18 protein-coding genes, 1 pseudogene and 1 riboswitch are annotated in these 21,107 nt (G+C 70.5%); of the genes and pseudogenes, 15 read left to right on the top strand and 4 right to left on the bottom strand.

The genetic code is table 11. From position 1 onward, the window contains the following. The first annotated feature begins 157 nt into the window (after positions 1 to 157). Positions 158 to 1,165, top strand: coding sequence for an SDR family NAD(P)-dependent oxidoreductase (locus E1202_RS04090; protein ID WP_132681149.1), 1,008 nt, complete (start codon positions 158 to 160; stop codon positions 1,163 to 1,165). Here the strand turns inward: E1202_RS04090 and E1202_RS04085 are convergent, their stop codons facing one another. Further along, positions 1,166 to 1,708 carry a TetR/AcrR family transcriptional regulator gene (locus tag E1202_RS04085; protein WP_132681147.1) on the bottom strand — a complete coding sequence of 181 codons (543 nt, stop codon included), beginning with the start codon at positions 1,706 to 1,708 and terminating at the stop codon, positions 1,166 to 1,168. 84 nt (positions 1,709 to 1,792) lie between these two features. Here E1202_RS04085 and E1202_RS04080 point away from each other — a divergent pair, with 84 nt between their 5' ends. Beyond that, positions 1,793 to 2,572: an SAM-dependent methyltransferase gene (locus E1202_RS04080; RefSeq protein WP_235877671.1), complete on the top strand. Its 780-nt coding sequence runs from the start codon at positions 1,793 to 1,795 to the stop codon at positions 2,570 to 2,572. A gap of 163 nt (positions 2,573 to 2,735) precedes the next feature. Then, complete coding sequence (gene lat / locus E1202_RS04075) at positions 2,736 to 4,088, top strand: L-lysine 6-transaminase (RefSeq protein ID WP_132681145.1); 1,353 nt, start codon at positions 2,736 to 2,738, stop codon at positions 4,086 to 4,088. A gap of 77 nt (positions 4,089 to 4,165) precedes the next feature. Here the strand turns inward: lat and E1202_RS04070 are convergent, their stop codons facing one another. Then, positions 4,166 to 4,762: a response regulator transcription factor gene (locus E1202_RS04070; protein WP_132681143.1), complete on the bottom strand. Its 597-nt coding sequence runs from the start codon at positions 4,760 to 4,762 to the stop codon at positions 4,166 to 4,168. Beyond that, entirely contained in the window at positions 4,759 to 5,937 is a 1,179-nt protein-coding gene (locus E1202_RS04065) for a sensor histidine kinase (RefSeq protein WP_235877669.1), read from the bottom strand. Before E1202_RS04065 ends, E1202_RS04070 begins: the two co-directional genes overlap by 4 nt. 154 nt (positions 5,938 to 6,091) lie before the next feature. On the opposite strand from E1202_RS04065, the gene E1202_RS04060 reads away from it, so the two are divergent. Both E1202_RS04060 and E1202_RS04055 read left to right on the top strand, forming a co-directional pair. After that, on the top strand, positions 6,092 to 6,970 hold the full coding sequence (locus E1202_RS04060) for an ABC transporter ATP-binding protein (protein WP_132681141.1): 879 nt from the start codon (positions 6,092 to 6,094) through the stop codon (positions 6,968 to 6,970). Positions 6,971 to 6,972: 2 nt separating this feature from the next. Next, positions 6,973 to 7,665 (top strand): ABC transporter permease, encoded by a 693-nt coding sequence (locus tag E1202_RS04055; RefSeq protein WP_132681340.1) that lies wholly within the window; start codon positions 6,973 to 6,975, stop codon positions 7,663 to 7,665. On the opposite strand, the gene E1202_RS04050 is transcribed toward E1202_RS04055, so the two are convergent. Beyond that, positions 7,666 to 9,120, bottom strand: coding sequence for a dolichyl-phosphate-mannose--protein mannosyltransferase (locus tag E1202_RS04050; RefSeq protein WP_132681339.1), 1,455 nt, complete (start codon positions 9,118 to 9,120; stop codon positions 7,666 to 7,668). It lies immediately after the preceding gene. 268 nt (positions 9,121 to 9,388) lie between these two features. On the opposite strand from E1202_RS04050, the gene rsmI reads away from it, so the two are divergent. From rsmI to E1202_RS04000, 10 genes and pseudogenes are all read left to right on the top strand, one after another. Beyond that, positions 9,389 to 10,225, top strand: coding sequence for a 16S rRNA (cytidine(1402)-2'-O)-methyltransferase (gene rsmI / locus E1202_RS04045; RefSeq protein ID WP_132681139.1), 837 nt, complete (start codon positions 9,389 to 9,391; stop codon positions 10,223 to 10,225). Between the two features lie 128 nt (positions 10,226 to 10,353). Further along, positions 10,354 to 12,150 carry a methionine--tRNA ligase gene (gene metG, locus E1202_RS04040; RefSeq protein WP_132681137.1) on the top strand — a complete coding sequence of 599 codons (1,797 nt, stop codon included), beginning with the start codon at positions 10,354 to 10,356 and terminating at the stop codon, positions 12,148 to 12,150. Further along, positions 12,150 to 12,983, top strand: a complete 834-nt coding sequence (locus E1202_RS04035) for a TatD family hydrolase (protein WP_132681135.1) — start codon at positions 12,150 to 12,152, stop codon at positions 12,981 to 12,983. The genes metG and E1202_RS04035 overlap by 1 nt, the downstream gene beginning before the upstream one ends. 298 nt (positions 12,984 to 13,281) lie before the next feature. Next, positions 13,282 to 13,533, top strand: a pseudogene (locus E1202_RS32025) (transglycosylase family protein); the annotation flags it as partial. Positions 13,534 to 14,155: 622 nt separating this feature from the next. Next, on the top strand, positions 14,156 to 15,649 hold the full coding sequence (locus E1202_RS04025) for a resuscitation-promoting factor (RefSeq protein ID WP_132681131.1): 1,494 nt from the start codon (positions 14,156 to 14,158) through the stop codon (positions 15,647 to 15,649). A gap of 237 nt (positions 15,650 to 15,886) precedes the next feature. Continuing rightward, complete coding sequence (gene rsmA / locus E1202_RS04020) at positions 15,887 to 16,756, top strand: 16S rRNA (adenine(1518)-N(6)/adenine(1519)-N(6))-dimethyltransferase RsmA (protein ID WP_235877667.1); 870 nt, start codon at positions 15,887 to 15,889, stop codon at positions 16,754 to 16,756. 174 nt (positions 16,757 to 16,930) lie between these two features. After that, positions 16,931 to 17,020: riboswitch (SAM riboswitch) on the top strand. A 242-nt stretch (positions 17,021 to 17,262) separates the two neighbouring features. Continuing rightward, complete coding sequence (locus E1202_RS04015; protein ID WP_132681129.1) at positions 17,263 to 18,285, top strand: methionine ABC transporter ATP-binding protein; 1,023 nt, start codon at positions 17,263 to 17,265, stop codon at positions 18,283 to 18,285. After that, positions 18,282 to 18,965: a methionine ABC transporter permease gene (locus E1202_RS04010; protein ID WP_165939670.1), complete on the top strand. Its 684-nt coding sequence runs from the start codon at positions 18,282 to 18,284 to the stop codon at positions 18,963 to 18,965. Before E1202_RS04015 ends, E1202_RS04010 begins: the two co-directional genes overlap by 4 nt. Positions 18,966 to 19,067: 102 nt before the next feature. Beyond that, positions 19,068 to 19,874, top strand: coding sequence for a MetQ/NlpA family ABC transporter substrate-binding protein (locus E1202_RS04005; protein ID WP_132681127.1), 807 nt, complete (start codon positions 19,068 to 19,070; stop codon positions 19,872 to 19,874). Between the two features lie 274 nt (positions 19,875 to 20,148). Then, the gene (locus tag E1202_RS04000; protein ID WP_132681337.1) at positions 20,149 to 21,105 is read left to right on the top strand and encodes a 4-(cytidine 5'-diphospho)-2-C-methyl-D-erythritol kinase; all 957 of its coding nucleotides are present in this window, start codon (positions 20,149 to 20,151) and stop codon (positions 21,103 to 21,105) included. Positions 21,106 to 21,107: the final 2 nt, after the last annotated feature.

Here is a 21,107-nt window from a genome sequence, read left to right as displayed (position 1 = left end):
ACGGAGTACGGCGGTTTTCCGGTGACGGATTACGGGAGGTTTCCGGGTTGGGGAGTTGGGGTGGTCGTCGGGTTGTTGCGGTGTTGCCTGGTCAGGGGTGTGCGGGGTCCGGGTAGAGTGAAGTCAACAGTGTTGACTTCGGTGGTGGAGGTGCGCGGTGGGCGACGTGCTGAGCGGTAGGAGCTCGATCGGGGAGTGGCTCGGCCACCCCGAGGGACGGCCGCTGATCGAGGAGCTGCTGGCCGACTCCGGTCGCGACGCCGAGGCGCTGGCGCCGGTGAGCGGGATGCCGCTGGAGCAGTTGGTCGAGCTCAGCCAGGGCGCGCTCAGCCGCGAGGCCGTCGACGACCTGGTGCTGCGGGTCAACGGCGGGGTGATGCCGGAGGTCGAGGGCGTCGCGGCGGGCTGGCAGGAGCGCCTCGTGCCCGGTCGTTTCGAGGGCAAGACCGTCATCGTCACCGGTGCCGCCTCCGGCATCGGGCGTGCCACCGCCTCGCGCATCGCGCGCGAGGGCGGCCGGGTCGTCGCCGCCGACATCAACGCGGGCCCGCTCGACGAGCTCGCGGCCGAGCTGCCCGGTGCGGTCACCGTGGCCGGGGACATCTCGCAGGCCGCCGACGTCGAGCGGATCATCGCCGCCGCGGGCGAGCGGATCGACGGGCTCGCCAACGTCGCCGGGGTCATGGACGACTTCAGCCCGCTGCACGAACTCGACGACGCAGTTTGGGAACGCGCCTTCCGGGTCAACGTCGACGGCCTGATGCGGCTCTCGCGCGCCGCGCTGCCGTCGATGCTGGCGGCCGGCAGCGGTTCGATCGTCAACGTCGCTTCGGAGGCCTCGCTGCGCGGCAACGCCGCCGGGGTCGCCTACACCGCCTCCAAGCACGCGGTTCTGGGCATCACCCGCAACACCGCCTTCATGTACGGGCCGTCGGGAATCCGGGTCAACGCGGTCGCGCCGGGCGGCGTGGCCACCGGGATCAGCGCGTCGATCGGGGACGTGTCGGAGTTCGGCCGGCAGCGCACGGGCGGGTTCATGGGCCTGATGCCGCCGGTGGCGACGGCACCGCAGCTGGCCGCCTCGATCACGTTCCTGCTCAGCGATGACGGGGTGAACCTCAACGGCGCGATCCTGCCCTCCGACGGCGGCTGGTCGGTGCAGTGATCACGGCGTGAGCAGTCGCTGCAGCAGCGCTCCGTAGCGTTCGACCAGGCCGGCGCGGTCGGCGGCCAGCTGCTGGTCGCCGACCACCCACAGCGCGTAGAGCAGGCCGCCCACCAGCGCGGCGGCCGAGCGGGCACGGTCCTCGGCGTCCGGGCCGCGCATCCGCACCCGCAGCGGCTGCACGAACGACGTCTCGTGGGTCTCGCGCAGCCGCGCGGCGATCTGCGGGTTGCCGCTGCCCTGCACCATCGCCAGGTAGATCGCGCGGCTGCGGCTGTCGGAGTCGAGCAGCACTTCGACGAACCGCGGGCCCAGTCGTGCCAGCGGCACGTTCAGCAGCGGTTCGTCGTCGATGCTCAGGTGCATGGTGTCCAGGAACAGCAGCTCCTTGCTGCCGAAGTGCCGGATCACCAGGGCCGGATCGGTGGCGGCCAGCGAGGCGATGTCGCGGACCGAGGTGTCGGCGTAGCCGTGCTCGGTGAACAGCCGGGTCGCGGCGTCGCGGATCGCCTCGCGCGTCTCGGATCCGGACCTCCTGGCCATGTCGCAGAGGATATCGGCACGACCCTTTCGCGTGACCTCTCCCGCGTAGGATCCACGGCACCACAGTGGAGGGAGCTGGAAGCGGTGGAGATCGACATCAACACGCCGCAGTCGGCGCGGATCTGGAACTACTGGCTCGGCGGCAAGGACCACTACGCGGTCGATCGCGAGGCCGGGGACGCCGTGCTCGCGCACATCCCGGACATCCCGGAGGGCGCCCGCTCCGAGCGCGCGTTCCTCGTGCGCGCCGTGCGCCAGCTCGTGGAGACCGGGGGTCTGCGGCAGTTCCTCGACGTCGGAACCGGTCTGCCGACCGCCAACAACACCCACGAGGTCGCCCAGCGCCTCGCTCCCGAGAGCCGCATCGTCTACGTCGACAACGACCCGACCGTGCTCGCGCACGCCCGCGCGCTGCTGACCAGCACTCCCGAGGGCGCGACGGACTACCTCGACGCCGACATGCGGCTGCCCGGGGAGATCATCGAGGCGGCCCAGCGGACCCTGGACTTCAGCGAGCCGATCGGTCTGATGATGCTCGGCGTGGTCAACCACCTGATGGACGACGAGGAGGCGTACCGGGTGGTTCGCGAACTGGTCGACGCGCTGCCCGAGGGCAGCTTCCTGGTGCTCACGCACTCCTCCGCCGAGGTGCACGGCGAGCCGATGCTGCGCGCGATGCGGGAGACCACCGAGCGCGGAGGCACGCCGATCCGGGCGCGCACCGCCGCCGAGATCGAGGACCTGTTCGCGGGCACCGAGCTGCTGGAGCCCGGCGTGGTCAGCTGCTCGCAGTGGCGCCCGGACACCGCGGGCGAGACCCCCAAGCCCGTCTACCTCTTCGGAGGCGTCGGCCGCGTCGGCTGATTCCGCGGATTCTTCTGCTCCAGGGGTGGAGTGCACCCGGAGCAGAAGAATATCTTTCGTTCATCCGGACGATCAGCTGAAGCATCTTGCTCGAACCACGGCCTTCTGTGTAATTCTTGTTGTGTGCGTGAGACCCGCGCACACGCAGCCGGGAGGCCGAATCATGACCGCTCAGCACGAGACCGTTTCGACCGCAGTTCCCGCCCAGCGGGCCGGAACCGACCCCGTAGCCGCGCTGAAAGCGCAGGTCACCGGCGATCTGATGGACATCGTCGTCGACCTCGACGCCGGCGAGGGCTGCCGCCTGCGCGACGTGCGCGACGGCACCGAGTACCTCGACCTGACGATGTTCTTCAGCTCCGCACCGCTCGGGCACGGGCACCCGGGTCTGCGCACGCCGGAGTTCGAGGCCGCCCTGCTGCGCGTCTCGCGGGTCAAGCCGTCCAATCCCGACTTCGCCACCGAGGAGCAGGCCCGCTTCGCCGAGACCTTCCAGCGGGTCGTCGGGATCCCCGAGCTCCCGCTGCTGTTCTTCATCGACGGCGGCACCCTCGCCGTGGAGAACGCCCTCAAGGTCGCCTTCGACTGGAAGACCAAGGTCAACGCGCGCCGCGGGGTCGCCGTGCGCGGCAGCCGCGTGATGCACCTGGAGAAGGCGTTCCACGGGCGCAGCGGGTACACGCTGTCGTTGACCAACACCGACCCGTCCAAGATCCGCGACTACCCGATGTTCGACTGGCCGCGGATCCCCAGCCCCGCCATCGAGCCCGGAGAGCGGTGGGACACCGCCGAGCTGCTGCCCGAAGAGGTCCAGGCGCTGGGTGCGGCCGAGGCGGCCCTGCGACGCTACGGCGTCGAGATCGCCTGCTTCGTCTACGAACCCATCCAGGGCGAGGGCGGCGACCGGCACCTCCGCCCGCAGTTCCTGCAGGCGGTGCAGCGGTTGTGCGTCGAGCACGACGTGCTCACCGTCGCCGACGAGGTGCAGACCGGCGCGCTGACCGGTCAGGCGTGGGCGCACCAGGCGCTGGGCCTGGAACCCGACCTCGTCGCCTTCGGCAAGCGGCTGCAGGTCTGCGGGGTCATGGGCGGTCGCCGGGTGCTCGACGTCGCCGACAACGCCTTCCGCGAGCCCAGCCGGATCAGCTCCACCTGGGGTGGCTCGCTGACCGACATGGTCCGGGCGACCCGGATCCTGGAGGTCATCGAGGCCGACGACCTCTTCGCCCACAGCCGCGCCATGGGACAGCTCCTGCTGGGCGAGCTGCGGGACCTCGCCGCCGAGTTCCCGTTCCTGATCCACTCGCCGCGCGGCCGGGGTCTGATGTGCGCCATCAGCTTCCACGACGCCGCCCACCGGGCGCGGGCCCTGGAGATCGCGCGGGACCAGCACCGGACGCTGTTCCTGCCGTCCGGACCGGACTCGCTGCGCGCCCGGCCGCCGCTGTCGGCCCGCCCGGAGGAGATCCTCGACGCCGTCGCAGCCCTCCGGAAGACCCTCACGTCCCTCGCCTGAGTGAACGATTCGAATTTCGCGCGGAGTTCGACGATTCGCGCTTCGCGCGGAATTCGAATCCTCCTGGGAGGGTGGGTTCAGATCCAGCCTTCTTGCCAGGCCCTCCGGGCGGCTTCGTGGCGGGTGGTGACGTCGAGCTTGGTCATGGCGGCCGACAGGTAGTTGCGCACGGTGCCCTGGGCGAGGTGGACCTCGGCGGCGATGCCGGCGATGGTGCCGCCCTTGAGGGTGTGCCGGAGCAGCTCCAGCTCGCGATCGGTCAGCGGGCAGGCGTCACCGGTCAGGGCCGTGGCCGCGATCTCCGGGTCGATGTAGCGCCCACCGGACTGGACGTCGCGGAGGATCGCCGCGAGCTTGGTCGCCGGCGTCGTCTTCGGGACGAAGCCGCGAATCCCCGCCGCCAGCGCCCGCTTCAGCACACCCGGCCGCGCGTGCCGGGTGACCAGCACGATCGGGAGCTCCCCGGTGAGCCGCCTGGCGGCCTCGACCCCGTCGAGCTCGGGCATCTCCAGGTCGAACACGGCGATGTCCGGGCGGTGCAGGCGAACCGCCTCCAGCGCTTCGGTGCCGTTGCTGCACTGGGCGACCACCTCCAGGTCCGGCTCCAGCGCCAGCAGCGCGGCCAGGGCGCCCCTGATCAGGTCCTCGTCGTCGGCCAGCACCACGCGGATCACAGCGCCGCCACCGGTTCCTCGGCCGTGCCGATGAGTTCGAAGCGCTCGCCCTCGTGGCGGGCGTCCACGTGCCCGTTCAGCGTCGCGAAGCGGTGCCGAAGCCCGTCGATCCCCGAACCTCCTCGTTCGCCTGCGGGATTCGCCGCGTCGTTGGTCAGGACCACGCGGGTGCGCGAGCCGTCGACGGCGATGTCGAGGGTGCAGCGCCGCGCTCGGGAGTGCCGCAGGATGTTCGTCGTCCCCTCGCGCACGAGCGCCCCGAAGAGCGGTTGCAGCGGCGGCGGGACCAGCGTCGCGTCCCCGCGCACCTCGGTCTTCACGCCTGCGGCCTCCAGGATCTCCCGCGCGTTGGTGAGCTCGCCGGTCAGGTTGCTGCGCCGGTATCCCTGCACGACCGCGCGGGTGTCGCGCAGCGCGGTGCGGGCCAGCTCGGCGACTTCGGCGGCCTGCGCGCGGGCCGCGTCGTCGTCGTTGCCGACGAGGCGTTCGGCGAGCTCCGCCTTCAGCGCGATGGCCTGCAGGTGGTGGCCTTGCACGTCGTGCAGATCGGCGGCGAAGCGCAGCCGCTCGCGGGCGATCGCGAGCTCGCCGCTGACCGACCGGGCGCGGTCCAGCGTCAGCACCATGTCCCAGAACCACACCACGCCCACCGTCAGCGCCGAGATCATCGACACGATGACGATGGCGTAGAAGGCGAAGAACATCCCGACCATCGGGTGCGGGCCGCCGAGCGCGTCGCCCACCCACGCCACTGCGGCGGTGACCACCAGCGCGACGATCTGGATCGGCCAGCGCAGCCGGGGCGCCGCCAGCGCCACGTGCACGCCCACCAGCCCGCCGACCGGAACGACCCAGAGCATCCCGTACGGGGACGTCGACATCGCGTAGCCCGTGGCGGCCAGCCCGGCGGCGAACACCAGCCCGCGCGCGACCGGGTAGCGGGGGCCGTGACCGAAACCGCTCATCAGCAGCGTCGACAGCTGCGTCCCGTCCACCGCGACCAGCAGCGCGACCAGCGCGAGCACCACGACCTCGGGAACGCCGTAGGCCCCGGAGGCGAGGTCCATGGCCGGGAACACCGCGTAGACCGGCATCATCGGCACGATCGACCACCACGTGTAGCGGCGCAGCCGCGCGAGCCGTCGCGGGTCGAACTCGGTCGGGTCCTCGTTCACCTCCACAGCATCGTGCATCCCCGCGCTGCGGCGGCACCGGATCGCCGAGCTCATGACATCAGTCATCGGATCCGCTGACACCGCACCCGCGCAGCGCTGACGGAACGCTCTACCGGCGCGAACCCCGGGTGACCAGGCTGGACGCATCACACCAGTGATCGAAGCCAGCGGCCTGCACTGCCGCTACGGCGATTTCGAGGCGGTGCGAGGAGTCGACTTCGACGTCCTGCCCGGTGAGCTGTTCGCGCTGCTGGGGACCAACGGGGCGGGCAAGACGACCGTGCTGGAAACCGTCGAAGGCCACCGCGCTCCCGCGCAGGGGCAGGTGCGCGTCTTCGGCGCCGACCCGCTGCGCGACCGCTCGATCCGCAGCCGCACCGGGATCATGCTGCAGGACAGCGGATTCGCCGGAGACCTCACGGTCGCCGAAACCGCCGACCTGGCCCGCCGGATGCGCACCGCGAAGTCCGATGTGGACGGAACGCTCGACGCGCTCGGGCTCGACCCGCGCCGCGACGTCCGCGTCAAGCAGCTCTCCGGCGGTGAACGCCGGCGCCTCGACCTCGCGCTGGCCCTGCTCGGCGAGCCCGAGCTGCTGTTCCTCGACGAACCCACCGTCGGCATGGACCCCGAATCCCGCCGCACCACCTGGGAACTCGTGCGCGGCCTGCTCTCCGCGGGCACGACGGTGCTGCTGACCACGCACTACCTCGAAGAAGCCGAACGCCTCGCGCACCGGCTGGCGATCATGCACGAAGGCCGCATCGCGGTCACGGGACGGCTCGTCGACGTCCTCGCCGACCACCACGCGCGCATCACCTTCAACGCCGCGGAAGACCTCGGCCTGCCGCCGCTGACCGGCACCGCGACCCGGCGCGACAGCCGCGTCGACATCCGCACCCCGCACCTGCAGCAGGACCTGCACGCCCTGCTGACCTGGGCCGACGGGAGCGTGGACCTCGCCGGTCTGCGCGCGCAGCCGGCCTCGCTGGAGGAGATCTTCCAGTCCGTCCGAGAGGAGGCCCAGCCGTGACGATGGTCCTGGCTCTGGCGCGAGCCGAGCTGAAACTCCTGCTGCGCAACAGGACCGTGGCGGTCAGCTCGCTGCTGATGCCGATCCTGGTGGGACTGTGGGCCGGCTTCACCCTGCCCGATGACGCCCCGCCGCAGGCCTGGGCGATCACGCTCTGCCTCCAGCTGCTGATGGTGCTCGGCTTCACCGTCCACTTCGCCGTCACCGCCGCGCTGGCCTCCCGCCGCGAGGACCTCTACCTCAAGCGGCTCCGCAACGGCGAGGCCTCCGACGCGGTGATCCTCGCCGGGCTGCTGACCCCGGTGGTGCTGCTCGGCGTGCTGCAATCGGCGCTGATGCTGGTCATCTCGATGAGCTTGGGCGCGCCGGTGCCGGCACCGCTGCCGCTGCTGGTCGCCCTGGTCCTGGGCACGGGGCTCTGCCTGGCGGCCGGCGTCGCGACCAGCGGTCGCACCTCGTCCTTCGAGCAGGCCCAGATCACCACGCTGCCGCTGTTCCTCGCCTTGATGGGCGGCGTCCTGGTCGCCATCGTCGGTCCGATGTGGTTGCTGCTGCCCGGCGGAGGCATCGGCGGCCTGATCCACCACGCGGTCACCGGCGAGGGCGACGTGCTCTCGTCCGCGGCGTCGCTGCTGGTCTGGATCGCGCTGTTCAGCCTGCTGGCCAAGGCCTGGTTCCGGTGGGAACCGCGCTGATCAGCGCCAGGAGGGCAGCCACAGCTCGGCCTGCCACTGCTCGTGGGTGATCGGATCACCGTTGAGGATCGGCCACAGCCACACGAAGTTCGCGACCACCAGTCCGATGTAGAGCGACACGGCCAGCAGCCCGGTCTTGCGCCGCTCGTAGTGGTCGTCGACGGAGCCCAGCACGTGGCCGAGCACCAGCACGATCCCCAGCACCAGGAACGGGACCAGCGGCGTGGCGTAGAAGTAGTACATCTGCCGCGACAGGTTCGTGAACCACGGCAGGTACCCGGCGCCGTAGCCGACCAGGACCGCTGCGTAGCGCCAGTCCAGCCGGAACACCGCGCGCCACACCGACCACGCCGCGACCGGCAGCGCCAGCCACCACATCGCCGGGGTGCCGATCAGCATCGTGGCCTGCACGCAGCTGTCGCGGCCGCAGCCCGGCATCCCGGACTCGTAGTAGTACAGCATCGGGCGCAGGCCCATCGGCCACGCCCACGGCTTGGACTCCCACGGGTGCGGGGTCGAGGGCGTGGTCAGGTGGGTGTGGAAGTCCAGCACGTTGAGCTGGTAGTACAGCAGCGATCGCAGCGCGTCGGGCAGTCCGTTCATGCCGACGTCGTCGCTCTGCAGGACCGCGTGCCGGTCGGTCGCGGTCTCGCTGGCGAACCAGCCCGACCAGGTCGCGAAGTACACCAGCAGCGGGAGGCCCACCAGCGCCCACAGCGCCGGGGCGGTGTCGCGCACCAGCGCGGCCCGCCACGGCCTCCGCACCCCGGCCGCGCGCCTGGCCAGCGCATCCCAGATCACGCTGAGCAGGCCGAACGCCATGATGTAGTAGATGCCGTTCCACTTGACCCCGCAGGCCAGTCCGAGCATCAGCCCGGCGCCCACGCGCCACCAGCGGAAACCCAGCCGCGGGCCCCAGGTCGACGGGTCCAGCCGCCCGTCCGAGCAGACCTGCCACAGGCGTTCGCGCACCTGATCGCGGTCCACCAGCAGGCAGGAGAACGCGGCGAGCAGGAACAGCGCCTGGAAGATGTCGAGCATCCCGACGCGGGCCTGCACGTGGCTGAGGCCGTCGCAGATCAGCAGCACTCCGGCCAGGGCGCCCAGCAGCGTCGAGCGGGTCATCCTGCGGGCGATGCGCACGATCAGCAGCACCATCAGCGTGCCGAACAGGGCGGCCATGATCCGCCAGCCCCACGGCGTGTAGCCCAGCAGCCACTCGCCGATCGCGATCATCTGCTTGCCGACGGGCGGGTGCGCCACCAGCTCGTAGCCGGGGTTGTCCTCGTAACCGCCGTTGCGCAGCATCTGCCACGCCTGCGGGACGTAGTGCTTCTCGTCGAAGACCGGAGTGCCCTCGTCGGTGGCCCGGCCCAGGTCCCAGAACCGGACCAGACCGGCGACCAGGGTGATCACCAGCGTCACCACCCAGCCGCGCCTGCGGTCGGTGGGCATCGAGGAGTCCAGCAGTGGCAGCGGGTCGGTCTCCCCCGGGCGGCGAGCCGCCGGTGCGCGGCCTACCTGGACGAGTTCGTCGGCACCGCCGAACCTGCGGACTGGGACGCTCACACCGTCGATCGTAAGGGTCAGGCGCGCCTCGACCGGGGGACGCCCCGCTGGGAGCCGTTGAGGAATCGCCTCCTCCGGCGGTGGCGGCGCGAGTCCGGCCCGCGCGGCTACGCCGCGTTCTCGCCCGGGGTCAGGCGGCCTACGCTGTGCGGTCATGGACTCCGGCACCCTGCTGCTCGCCGCCACCCCGCTCGGTGATGCCCGCGACGCGTCCGCGCGGCTGATCGAGGCGCTCGGCACCGCCGAGGTGGTGGCCGCCGAGGACACCCGCCGGGTGCGCAACCTCGCCAGCGCTCTGGGCGTCACGCCGACCGGCAAGGTCGTCAGCTACTACGAGGCGGTGGAGTCCGCGCGCGCTCCGATGCTGCTCGACGCGCTGCGCGAGGGGAAGACCGTGCTGCTGGTGACCGACGCGGGCATGCCGAGCGTGTCCGATCCCGGCTACCGGCTGGTCTCGGCGTGCGTGTCCGAGGGTCTGCCGGTGACGTGCCTGCCCGGCCCGTCGGCGGTGACCACCGCGCTCGCGGTGTCCGGGCTGCCCTCGGACCGGTTCTGCTTCGAGGGGTTCCCGCCGCGCAAGACGGGGGACCGGCGCAAGTTCTTCGGCAGATTGGTCGCCGAGGAGCGCACCAGCGTCTTCTTCGAGGCCCCACACCGGCTGGCCGACACCCTCGCCGACGCCGTCTCGGTCCTGGGCGAGCAGCGGCCGGCCGCGGTGTGCCGCGAACTCACCAAGACCTACGAGGAGATCAAGCGCGGCAGTCTCGGTGACCTCGCCGAATGGGCCGCGGAAGGCGTTCGGGGCGAGATCACGGTGGTCCTCGGCGGGGCCGAGCAAGCGGCGCCGACCGACCCCGCGGAGCTCGTCGAGCAGGTCGAGGAGCGCGCCGCGGACGGCATCCGCCTGAAGGACGCGGTGGCCGAGGTCGCCGAACTCGCGGGAGTCCGCAAGAAGGAGCTCTACGACGCGGTCCTCGCCTCGCGGAAGTGACCTGACCGCCAGCCGAGCGATGCAGTCGCTCGGCAAGCATCAGGAGTGGCGCGCGGAGTCCGCGGAGCCGCGCAGGTTCTGCTACCCGCACCGCCCCGCGGGACGAGCAGGCGATTACGCTGGCGGGCATGAGCGCCTCTGTGTTGACCGCTGTGGCCTGGCCGTATGCCAACGGGCCTAGGCACATCGGTCATGTTTCCGGCTTCGGTGTGCCTTCGGACGTCTTCTCCCGGTACCAGCGAATGGCCGGCAACCAGGTGCTCATGGTTTCCGGAACGGACGAGCACGGGACCCCGATCTCGGTCCAAGCGGAGAACGAGGGCCTGACCACGCGGCAGCTCGCCGACAAGTACAACCGGGTGATCACCGAGGACCTGCAGGGCCTCGGCCTGTCCTACGACCTGTTCACCCGCACCACCACCGGCAACCACTACAAGGTGGTGCAGGACCTCTTCCTCGCGCTGCACCGCAACGGCTACGTGCTGCCCAAGACCACGACCGGCGCGATCAGCCCGTCCACCGGCCGCACGCTGCCCGACCGCTACATCGAGGGCACCTGCCCGATCTGCGGTTACGACGGCGCGCGCGGCGACCAGTGCGACAACTGCGGCAACCAGCTCGACCCGGCCGAGCTGCGCAACCCGGTCTCGCGGATCAACGGCGAGAAGCCGGAGTTCGTCGAGACCGAGCACCTGTTCCTGGACCTGCCCTCGTTCACCGAGTCGCTGGGCAAGTGGCTGTCCACCCGGGACGGCTGGCGGCCGAACGTGCTCAAGTTCGCGCAGAACCTGGTCGAGGACATGCGCCCGCGCGCGATCAGCCGCGACCTCGACTGGGGCGTGCCGATCCCGCTGGACGGCTGGCGCGACCAGCCGATGAAGCGCTTCTACGTGTGGTTCGACGCCGTCATCGGCTACCTGTCGGCGAGCGTCGAGTGGGCCCGCCGCACCGGCGACCCCGACGCCTGGAAGAAGTGGTGGACCGACCCGTCGGCCCAGGGCTACTACTTCATGGGCAAGGACAACATCACCTTCCACGCCCAGATCTGGCCGACCCTGCTCATGGGGCACAACGGCCAGGGCGACAAGGGCGGCACGACCGGCCCGTTCGGCGAGCTGAACCTGCCCGGCGAGGTGGTCTCCAGCGAGTTCCTCACCATGAGCGGCTCGAAGTTCTCCACCTCGCGCGGCACCGTGATCTACGTGCGCGACTTCCTGCGCGAGTTCGGACCGGACACCCTGCGCTACTTCATCTCGGTGGCCGGTCCGGAGAACCAGGACACCGACTTCACCTGGGACGAGTTCGTCCGCCGCACCAACTTCGAGCTCGCCAACGAGTGGGGCAACCTGGTCAACCGGTCCATCTCGATGGCGGCGAAGAACAACGGCGCGGTCCCCGCACCGACGGCTCCCGCTCCTGCGGACGAGGAGCTCAAGGCGCAGGCCCGCGCGGCGTTCGACACCGTCGGCGCGCACCTGCGCAGCTCGCGGTTCAAGCTCGCGTCGCAGGAGGCGATGCGGGTGGTCTCGGCGGCCAACAAGTACCTGTCCGACCAGGAGCCGTGGAAGCTCAAGGAGGACCCGGACCGCCGCGACGCCGTGCTGCACACCGCGCTGCAGGTCGTCTCGGACGCCAACACGCTGCTCACGCCGTTCCTGCCGCACTCCGCGCAGAAGGTGCACGAGCTGCTGGGCGGCACCGGGGTCTGGGCGGCGCAGCCGGAGATCCGCGAGGTCGACGACCTCGACGAGCCGTCGATGTCGTACCCGGTGCTGATGGGCGAGTACGCCGCCGAGCAGGCCAAGTGGGAGTCCGCCGACATCGAGGTGGGTCGCCCGCTGGACAAGCCGAAGCCGCTGTTCGCCAAGCTCGACGCCGAACTCGGCGAGACCGGCCCGGAGTGGGCCCCGATCCAGCCGTCCTGATGGCCAAGAAGGACAAGAGGCAGGAACTGCCGCCGGTGCCCGAGGCGCTGGCGGCAGCTGCCGTCGACGCTCACACCCACCTCGACGCCTGCGGCGCCAAGACGGCCGAGGACGTCCGCGAGATGCTCGACCGCGCGCAGAGCGCCGGTGTCGGCCGCGTCGTGACCGTCGCCGACGACATCGACTCCGCGCGCTGGGCCGTCGAGGCCGCCACCTGGGACGACCGGGTCTTCGCCGCCGTGGCGCTGCACCCGACGCGCACCAAGGACTTCGGCGACGAGGACCGCGCCACGCTGGAGGAGCTGGCCGCGCACCCGCGCGTGGTCGCCGTCGGCGAGACCGGGCTCGACTACTACTGGGACTACTCGCCGCCGGAGCCGCAGCAGGAGGCGTTCCGCTGGCACATCGACCTCGCGAAGCGGACCGGCAAGCCGCTGATGATCCACGACCGCGAGGCGCACGACGACATCCTGCGCATCCTCGACGAGGAAGGCGCGCCGGAGAAGGTGGTCTTCCACTGCTTCTCCGGTGACGCCGAGTTCGCGAAGTCCTGCGTGGACGCCGGTTACGTGCTCTCGTTCGCCGGCACGGCGACCTTCCGCAACGCGAAGGGCCTCCGGGAGGCGGCGGAAGCGGTCCCGCTGGAGCAGATGCTGGTGGAGACCGACGCGCCGTTCCTGACGCCGCACCCGTTCCGGGGACGGCCGAATCAGCCTTACTGCGTCAATTACACCCTTCGTGACCTCGCCGAACTCCGTGGCGTGAACGCTGATGAGCTCGCGGTAGCCACCACGGCCACGGCTGAGCGAGTGTTCGGCCTCGAACAGGGGTAATCACAGCCCTGTAGTTCCCTACGCTGCGGTTTCTGGTAGGAGATCCCCTCCTGCGCCCGCTTGCGGTCCGCACGCCGACTCCTACCGTCCACAGTGGAAGCCGGAACGGGGGGACACCCCGAACTCCGCGGGGAACTCGCTCGCGGAGGTCCTCCCACACCGGAACCATCGGTTGTGAGGATGTGCAGTGAAGTTGCATAGATTCACGAAGTGGACCGTGGTGGCGGCTGTTGCCATCAGCGGTAGCGCCCTGGTCGCGGTGGCCCCGAACGCCGCGGCAGCCCCGAATGACGATCGAGCTGCGGTGTGGGACCGGCTCGCGAGGTGCGAGTCCGGCGGCAACTGGGCCGCCAACACCGGAAACGGCTACTACGGCGGCCTGCAGTTCAACCGCAGCACCTGGGCGGCTTACGGCGGTGAGCGGTACAACCGCTACCCGCATCGCGCGTCGCGCGAGCAGCAGATCGCGATCGCGCAGAAGGTGCGCGACGCCCGCGGCGGTTACGGCGCCTGGCCGGCGTGCTCGCGGAAGCTGGGTCTGCCGCGATGACGTGAAGTCGCCGCGACAACGCGAAAGATCGTCGCGGGGGAACTCGTTTCCCTCGTGCGTGGGGAGGGGAGGTCCGGCCCGAGCGCGCTCCGTGCTCGGGCCGGACCGCTGTCCCGGGGGGCGTTCCGGCCCGCCGCACCCCCGTTGATCATGGGTTACAGCACCTTCCGGGCGCGTGTTATATGTCACGCAAGCGGCTCGGGTGGCTGTTAACGAATCCTGTAGGTGCCCCCCGAATGGACTAATTTTTACCGATCTTGACTACAGATCGTGTCGGGTTGCGTGGCAAACAAGCGTAATCGGCCTCACATGTCCGAATCGGGTCCTTGGCGGCCCTGCATGATCACGGTAGAGTCTCGGCCCCGTAACCGATGACAACCAGTCATGGGGAACGCCCGTTAGTCTCGCCGGTGTACGTCGGGGAAGTCTGCGGTGAGCGCAAGGAGCTCGCGGCCGGCTAGGCGGCAATTGGCTTGCGGGAGTCGGATACAGACACGAAGCACGAAGGTTGTGCGCACGCGATGAACGAGAGGGGTTGAGCGAGAAACATGAACTCGCCCAACGCTTCTCACGTTCAGTTCTTCGCGGTCGCGACTTTGCGCCTTCGGGAGGTAACGACCCTGTGAACGGACGTGGCGAGCCCAGTCATGCCGGTTTCGCGACCCCGCGGAACGACGGCTACTGGGCCGATTCCTTTGACGCGGCGACTGACTGGTTCACCCCGGTCCAGCCGACCGAGCAGCACACCGCGGTAGGACTGCTCGACCGCCCGGACCCGCAGTGGTCCGACGAGCACCCGAGCTTCCCGCCGGGCGCTTTCGAGATCACCCCGCAAGACGTCTACGACGTGCTCGGCCCCGACGCCGAGGACGTGCTCGCGACCGCCGAGATCGACGTCGACGAGGTCATCCGGCTGATCAACGCCGAGACGACCGTCCTGCCGCCGATGGACTTCCTCGAGGCGATGCCCGAGGGCGAGGCGGGCGCTCTGCCGCCGCAGCAGGTCACCGAGGCGATGACCGTCTGGAAGCGCCGCTTCCTCAAGGGCGCGGTCGCCGGCGTGCTGCTGAGCCTGACCGGCACCGGTGGCGCCGCCGCCGCGATGGACAAGTCGGTCACCGTCGAGGTGGACGGGCAGACGCGCACCGTCAGCACCTTCGACGACACCGTGGGCGAGGTCCTGGAGGACCAGGGCATCCGCGTCGGCGCGCACGACGCGCTGAGCCCCTCCCCGCAGGCCGAGGTCGGCCACGGCGAGACCATCACCCTCGACCGCGGTCGTCTGCTCAAGCTCAACGTCGACGGCGAGGTCCGCGAGGAGTGGGTCCGCTCGGTGACCGTCGAGCAGGCCCTGCGCCAGCTCGGCGTCAACGCCGACGGTGCCGTCCTCAACGCCGACCGCAACATGCCGGTGCCCGAGCAGGGCATGGAGCTGTCGGTCCGCACGCAGAAGGACATCACGCTCATCGACGGCAGTGGTGCGCCGCAGCGGCTGACCACCACCGCCGCCAACATCGACGAGCTCGTCAAGGAGCGCAAGCTCAAGCTCGGCCCGGACGACAAGGTCACCCCGGGAGCCGACGCCAAGCTGGTCACCGGCGCCGAGGTGCGCATCGACCGGCTGCAGAGCTCCGTGATCAGCGTGACCGTTCCGGTGCCGCCGCCGGTCCGCGAGATCGTCGACAACTCGATGTTCAAGGGCGAGGAGCGGGTCGAGTCTCCCGGCGAGGCCGGCGAGAAGATCCAGTTCACCCGCATCTCCACGCGCAACGGCGAGGAGTCGGACCGCGAGGTCATCGACGAGAAGGTCACCAAGGCGCCGGTCGAGAAGGTCGTGCGCGTCGGTGGCAAGGCCGCGCCCAACAGCGGTGTCTGGGACAAGCTCGTCCAGTGCGAGGCGACCGGCAACTGGGCCATGAACAGCGGCAACGGTTACTACGGTGGCCTGCAGTTCGACAAGTCCACCTGGGACGCCTACGGCGGCGACCAGTACGCCCCGTACCCGCACCAGGCCAGCCGCGAGCAGCAGATCGCGGTCGCCGAGAAGGTCCGCGACGCCCGCGGCGGCAGCTACGGCGCCTGGCCGTCCTGCTCGTCCAAGCTCGGCCTGGACTGACGAGAACTGCGCGCCGCTCATCGTGCGTAGCGGTGCGAGTAGCGGAACCTCAGCGGCTCTCTGGACTGCGGGTGCCACTCCTGATGCATCTCCCATGCGCGGCGGAGTGGCCGTCCTCGCCAGAGAGCCGCTGAGCACCCGCGGCGGTGCGAGTTGCCGGGTGGGGCGAAGAGAAAGCGGCTTCGCCGCTTCGACCTGGTGAGATTGGTCGACACCGGCGCGGGTAGGTTCATCTGCGTGGATGAGCAGGGGGCGGCGTTGCTGGGACCGGCCGACGTGCGTCGGCTGGCCGACGAGCTGGACATCAAACCGACCAAGAAGCTCGGTCAGAACTTCGTGCACGACCCGAACACGGTGCGGCGGATCGTCTCCGCGGCCGAGGTCGGCCCGGACGACGTCGTGCTGGAGGTCGGCCCGGGTCTGGGCTCGCTGACGCTCGCGCTGCTGCCGTCCGCGGGCGCCGTCACCGCCGTGGAGATCGATCCGGTGCTGGCGGAGCGGTTGCCGCGCACCGCGCGCGAGTTCGCGCCCCAGCTGGCCGACCGCCTGACCGTGCTGCCCGCCGACGCGCTGCGGGTCCAGGCCGCCGACTTCCCGAAGCCGCCGACGGCGCTGGTCGCCAACCTGCCCTACAACGTCGCGGTGCCCGTGGTGCTGCACCTGCTGGCTGAGCTGCCGAGCCTGCGCAAGGGGCTGGTCATGGTCCAGTCCGAGGTCGCCGACCGGATGGCCGCCGAACCCGGCAGCCGGGTCTACGGCGTGCCGAGCGCGAAGGCGGCCTGGTACGCGGACGTGCGCCGCGCGGGCCCGGTGCCGCGCAAGGTCTTCTGGCCGGTGCCGAACGTGGACTCCGGGCTGGTCTCCTTCCACCGCGTCGATCCGCCGTCGAGCGCCTCGCGGCAGGACGTCTTCCGCGTGGTGGACGCCGCCTTCGCGCAGCGCCGCAAGACGTTGCGCGGCGCGCTGTCCGGCTGGGCCGGCTCGGCGGCGCGGGCGGAGGAGTTGTTGCGCGCGGCCGGGATCGACCCGACGACGCGCGGAGAGCAGTTGCGCATCGCCGATTTCGCCCGGATCGCGGAGGCAGCGTCATCCGGGTCGAGCAGCTGAACCACTCGTCCGGCGGCTTGCGGCCACGCGCTGCTACGTCACCGAGGGTGACGAAAACGCCACGCTCCGCAGAAAAATTCCCGCTCCGCCCGGTATGTGATGTGGCAAACGATTTCGGTCAGTGACCGCTATCAGCTTGCGTCGCGCCCTGTCGATGGGGTCTACTATTCGGGAAATCCATCCCGAGCGGCTGAGAGACCTGGCTTGTTGACGCCGCAGCAACCACCCGTCGCGGGCAGGTGCTAACGCCAGGACCGATGGAGTAGCTGTGGATTCCAACGCGCGGTTAGCGAACCTGTCTGCCACCGGCAACGCCCGGTTCGAGGTACCCCACATCAGGGAACTGCTCACGCAGCGGCGGTTCATCGACCACGGAAGGCGCACGACCTGCGCCTGTCGTCGCGAGATGTGACCTGGCCCTTCCCCTCTTCCTTTTCCCTTAGAAGTTCCCCATGGCTGCTGCCCGAACGCGGGCGCGGCCATCGCGAGCTGATGTGGAGCAGATCGTGATCTCAGTTGAGAACCTGACCAAGTCGTTCCAGCACAACGGCAGCACCGTCCACGCCCTCGACGGCGTGTCGATGGAGGTCAACGCGGGTTCGGTGTGCGGCGTGGTCGGACCGAGCGGAGCGGGGAAGTCGACGCTGGCCCGGTGCATCGCGCTGCTGGAGAAGCCCGACGGCGGTGCCATCCGCGTCGACGGCACCGACCTGGTGTCGCTGGACGGCAAGGCGCTGCGCGCCGCTCGCAGGCAGATCGGCGTTGTGCCGCAAGGTGATTCGCTGCTGCGGCAGCGCACCGCCGCGGGCAACGTCGCGCTGCCGCTGGAGGCCGCCGGCATCGGCGGTCCGCAGCGGCGCAACCGCGTCGGCGAACTCCTCGACCTCGTCGGCCTGACCGACAAGGCGTCGGTCTACCCGGACCAGCTCTCCGGTGGTCAGCGCCAGCGCATCGCGGTCGCCCGCGCGCTGGCGGCCAAGCCCTCGGTGCTGCTGGCCGACGAGCCGACCTCCGCGCTGGACCCGTCCACCACCGACTCGGTGCTGACCGTGCTCGACCGCGCGCGTGCCGAGCTGGGCGTCACCGTCCTGGTGGTCACCCACGACATGGCGGTGGTGCGCAAGATCGCCGACGACGTCGCGGTGCTCGAAGACGGCCAGGTCGTCGAGCACGGCAAGGTCCTGGACCTCGTCGCCGAGCCCGGCAGCAAGGTCAGCGGCACCCTGCTGCCCGCAACCGACCAGGCGGAGTCGCTGCGCCCGACTTCGGGCCGCCACGACGTGGTCGCCGAGATCGTGCTGGTCGGCTTCGCCGCAGTGGGAGCGCTGCTCCCCGAGGCCTCCAACCGGTTCGCCGTCGACCTGGCGATCCTGGGCGGTGGCCTGACCCGCCTCGGTGACACCCCGGTCGCCAAGTTCAAGATCGGCCTGACCGGTGAGCGTTCCGAGGCGGCGCTGAAGTGGATGATCGAGCGGGACGCGCACGTCCGGCGCGCCCCGGTGAGCGTTGACGGAGTTGCTGCTGCGTGACTGATGTGACCCCCTGGTCGGAGGTCGGCGAACTACTGGGCGAGGCAACGCTCGAAACGCTTTACATGGTGTTGGTGGCGACCGTGCTGGCCGTGGTCGGCGGGTTGCCGCTGGGTGTGCTGCTGCACCTGACCTCTCCGGTCGGGCTGAACCCCAAACCGGTGCTGAACAAGGTGCTCGGCGTGATCGTGGACGTGGTGCGCTCGGTGCCCTTCGTGGTGCTGCTGGTGGTGCTGGCGTCGTTCACCCGGCTGCTGATCGGGACCTCGATCGGCAGCAGCGCGGTGATCGTGCCGCTGACCATCGGTGCGATCCCGTTCTTCGCGCGGCTGACGCAGAACGCGTTGCGCGAGGTCGGTTTCACCGTGGTGGAAGCCGCGATCACGACCGGTTCGAGCAGGCTGCGGATCGTGTGGACGGTGCTGCTCGGCGAGGCCCGAGCCGCGCTGGTCGGCGCCGTCGGCGTCACCGCGGTGGCGCTGATCGGCTACGCCGCGATGGCCGGCGCCATCGGCGGCGGCGGCCTGGGCACGACCGCGATCCAGGACGGCTACCAGGGCTACGACGACCGGATCCTCTACGGATCCGTCGTGGTGCTGGGGATGCTGGCCTTCGCGATGCAGCTGATCACCGATCGCACCGCCAAGCTCGTCGATCGCCGGCGCACCGCCGCCGGCTGAATCCCCGGGAACCGAAACCCCTCCCCCTCCTGCGTCCGTCCCACGAGGACGGTGCGCGACCTCTGCCTGCCTGAGAACAGGCTCGTTGAAAGGACGCACGACATGCGTTTGCGCTTCGCCGCCCTGCTCGCCTCGGCCGGGGTGCTGCTGGCCGCCTGCGGTGGTGGTTCCGCCGCCGAAGACCCCAACGCGCCGCTGAAGATCGGCGTCAGCCCGACGCCGCACGGCGAGATCTTGCAGTACGTCGACGACAACCTGGCCCAGCAGGCCGGGATCGACATCGAGATCGAGAAGTTCGACGACTACAACCGGCCGAACGAGGCCGTCGCCAACGGCGAGCTGGACGCGAACTACTTCCAGCACGTGCCGTACCTGGAGGAGTACCGCAAGGAGCGCGGCGGCGAGTTCACCTGGATCGAGCCGGTGCACCTGGAGCCGCTGGCCGTCTACTCCAAGCAGGCCAAGTCGCTGACCGACCTGCCCGCGGGCGCCACGGTGACGCTGTCCAACGACCCGGCCAACCAGTTCCGCGGCCTGAAGCTGCTGGAGCAGGGCGGTCTGATCAAGCTCAAGCCGGAGGCCGCCGTCGGCACCCGGCTGGACGCCGCCATCGCGGAGAACCCGAAGAACATCCAGCTCAAGGACCTGTCCCCGGACCAGCTGCCGCGTTCGATCGACGACGCGGCCGCCGCGGTGGTCAACGGCAACTACGCGATCAAGGCGAAGCTGTCGAACCCGCTGCTGGTGGAGAGCGCGCAGGGCAACCCCTACGCCAACGGTCTGGTGACCAGCCCAGCGCTGGCCGAGGACCCGCGCGTGCTCAAGCTCGCCGAGCTGCTGCGCAGCCAGCAGGTCAAGGACTTCATCAACGAGGAGTGGGGCGGAGTCGCCGTCGTCCCCGCCTCCTGATTCCCGCGGCGTGACACGAGGGCCGGGGCGGTCGACCACCGACCACCCCGGCCCTCACCCGTCCGATCACCGCCGTGTTCAGGTGACGGATCGCTGCCGTAATCGGGGACCTGAACACGGCCGTGATCCGGGTCTGAACACGGGAGTGATCGAGGACCTGCGGGAGCGGGGTTCGGGTGACCGGCCACCGGGGGATTTGTGGCTGGGGTGGGGCTGTGCGCAGGGAAGTGGGCGGTGGGGTTCTTCGGCCACGTAGGCTCTTGGTGTGCTCTCCGTGGTTCCTACACCGATCACCGTCCGCGTCCCGGCGAAGGTGAACCTCCACCTCTCGGTGGGTGACGCGCGTCCGGACGGCTACCACGAGCTGGTCACCGTCTTCCAGGCTCTGTCGCTGACCGACGACGTCACCGTGGTGGCGGCGGACGATCCCGCCCTGGAGGTCAAGGGCGAGGGAGCCGATGAGGTCCCCACCGGACCGGAGAACCTCGCGTGGAAAGCGGTGCGGCTGCTGGCCGAGCACTGCGGGCGCGATCCGGAGAACCCCGGCGTGCGGATCTCCATCAACAAGGGCATCCCGGTCGCCGGCGGCATGGCCGGTGGCAGCGCCGACGCCGCCGCCGCGTTGCAGGCGGTCAACCAGCTCTGGCGGCTGGAGCTGGGCCGCGACGAGCTCAGCGAGCTCGCCGGCAAGATCGGCAGCGACGTGCCGTTCTCGTTGCAGGGCGGCACCGCCCTGGGCACCGGGCGCGGCGAGCGGCTGGTCCCGGTGCTGGCCCGGCACACCTATCACTGGGTGATCGCGCTGGACCGCGAAGGCCTGAGCACCCCGGGCGTCTACGGGGAGCTGGACCGGCTCCGCGCGGACAACGGCAACGGCCGGATCGGTGAGGTGGAACCCCTGCTGGAGGCGCTGGCCTCCGGCGATCCCCGGCAGCTCGCGCTGCTGCTGGGCAACGACCTGCAATCCGCGGCGGTCTCGCTGCGCCCGGGCCTGCGCCGCACCTTGCGCGCGGGCGTCCAAGCGGGCGCGCTGGCCGGCATCGTCTCGGGATCCGGCCCGACCTGCGCCTTCCTGTGCACCGACTCCGACGAAGCGGTCCGAGTGGCCGCGGAGCTCTCGGGCGCGGGCGTCTGCCGGACCGTCCGCGTCGCGCACGGCCCGGTGCCGGGGGCCAAGGTCGTCTCCGACGAGCCGGCCCATCGCCCCACCCCGCCCCAAGTCCACGCGTGAGG

Source organism: Saccharopolyspora karakumensis, assembly GCF_004349225.1.
Lineage (GTDB): Bacteria > Actinomycetota > Actinomycetes > Mycobacteriales > Pseudonocardiaceae > Saccharopolyspora > Saccharopolyspora endophytica.
This window is presented reverse-complemented; position numbering and strand designations above follow the sequence as displayed.

What these genes read in the sequence shown, in the direction of transcription:
- E1202_RS04085 (WP_132681147.1), bottom strand. Translation starts at nt 1,708, where the DNA reads ATGGCCAGGAGGTCCGGATCCGAGACGCGCGAGGCGATCCGCGACGCC.
- lat (WP_132681145.1), top strand. Translation starts at nt 2,736, where the DNA reads ATGACCGCTCAGCACGAGACCGTTTCGACCGCAGTTCCCGCCCAGCGG.
- E1202_RS04055 (WP_132681340.1), top strand. Translation starts at nt 6,973, where the DNA reads ATGGTCCTGGCTCTGGCGCGAGCCGAGCTGAAACTCCTGCTGCGCAAC.
- E1202_RS04050 (WP_132681339.1), bottom strand. Translation starts at nt 9,120, where the DNA reads ATGCCCACCGACCGCAGGCGCGGCTGGGTGGTGACGCTGGTGATCACC.
- rsmI (WP_132681139.1), top strand. Translation starts at nt 9,389, where the DNA reads ATGGACTCCGGCACCCTGCTGCTCGCCGCCACCCCGCTCGGTGATGCC.
- metG (WP_132681137.1), top strand. Translation starts at nt 10,354, where the DNA reads ATGAGCGCCTCTGTGTTGACCGCTGTGGCCTGGCCGTATGCCAACGGG.
- E1202_RS04035 (WP_132681135.1), top strand. Translation starts at nt 12,150, where the DNA reads ATGGCCAAGAAGGACAAGAGGCAGGAACTGCCGCCGGTGCCCGAGGCG.
- E1202_RS04005 (WP_132681127.1), top strand. Translation starts at nt 19,068, where the DNA reads ATGCGTTTGCGCTTCGCCGCCCTGCTCGCCTCGGCCGGGGTGCTGCTG.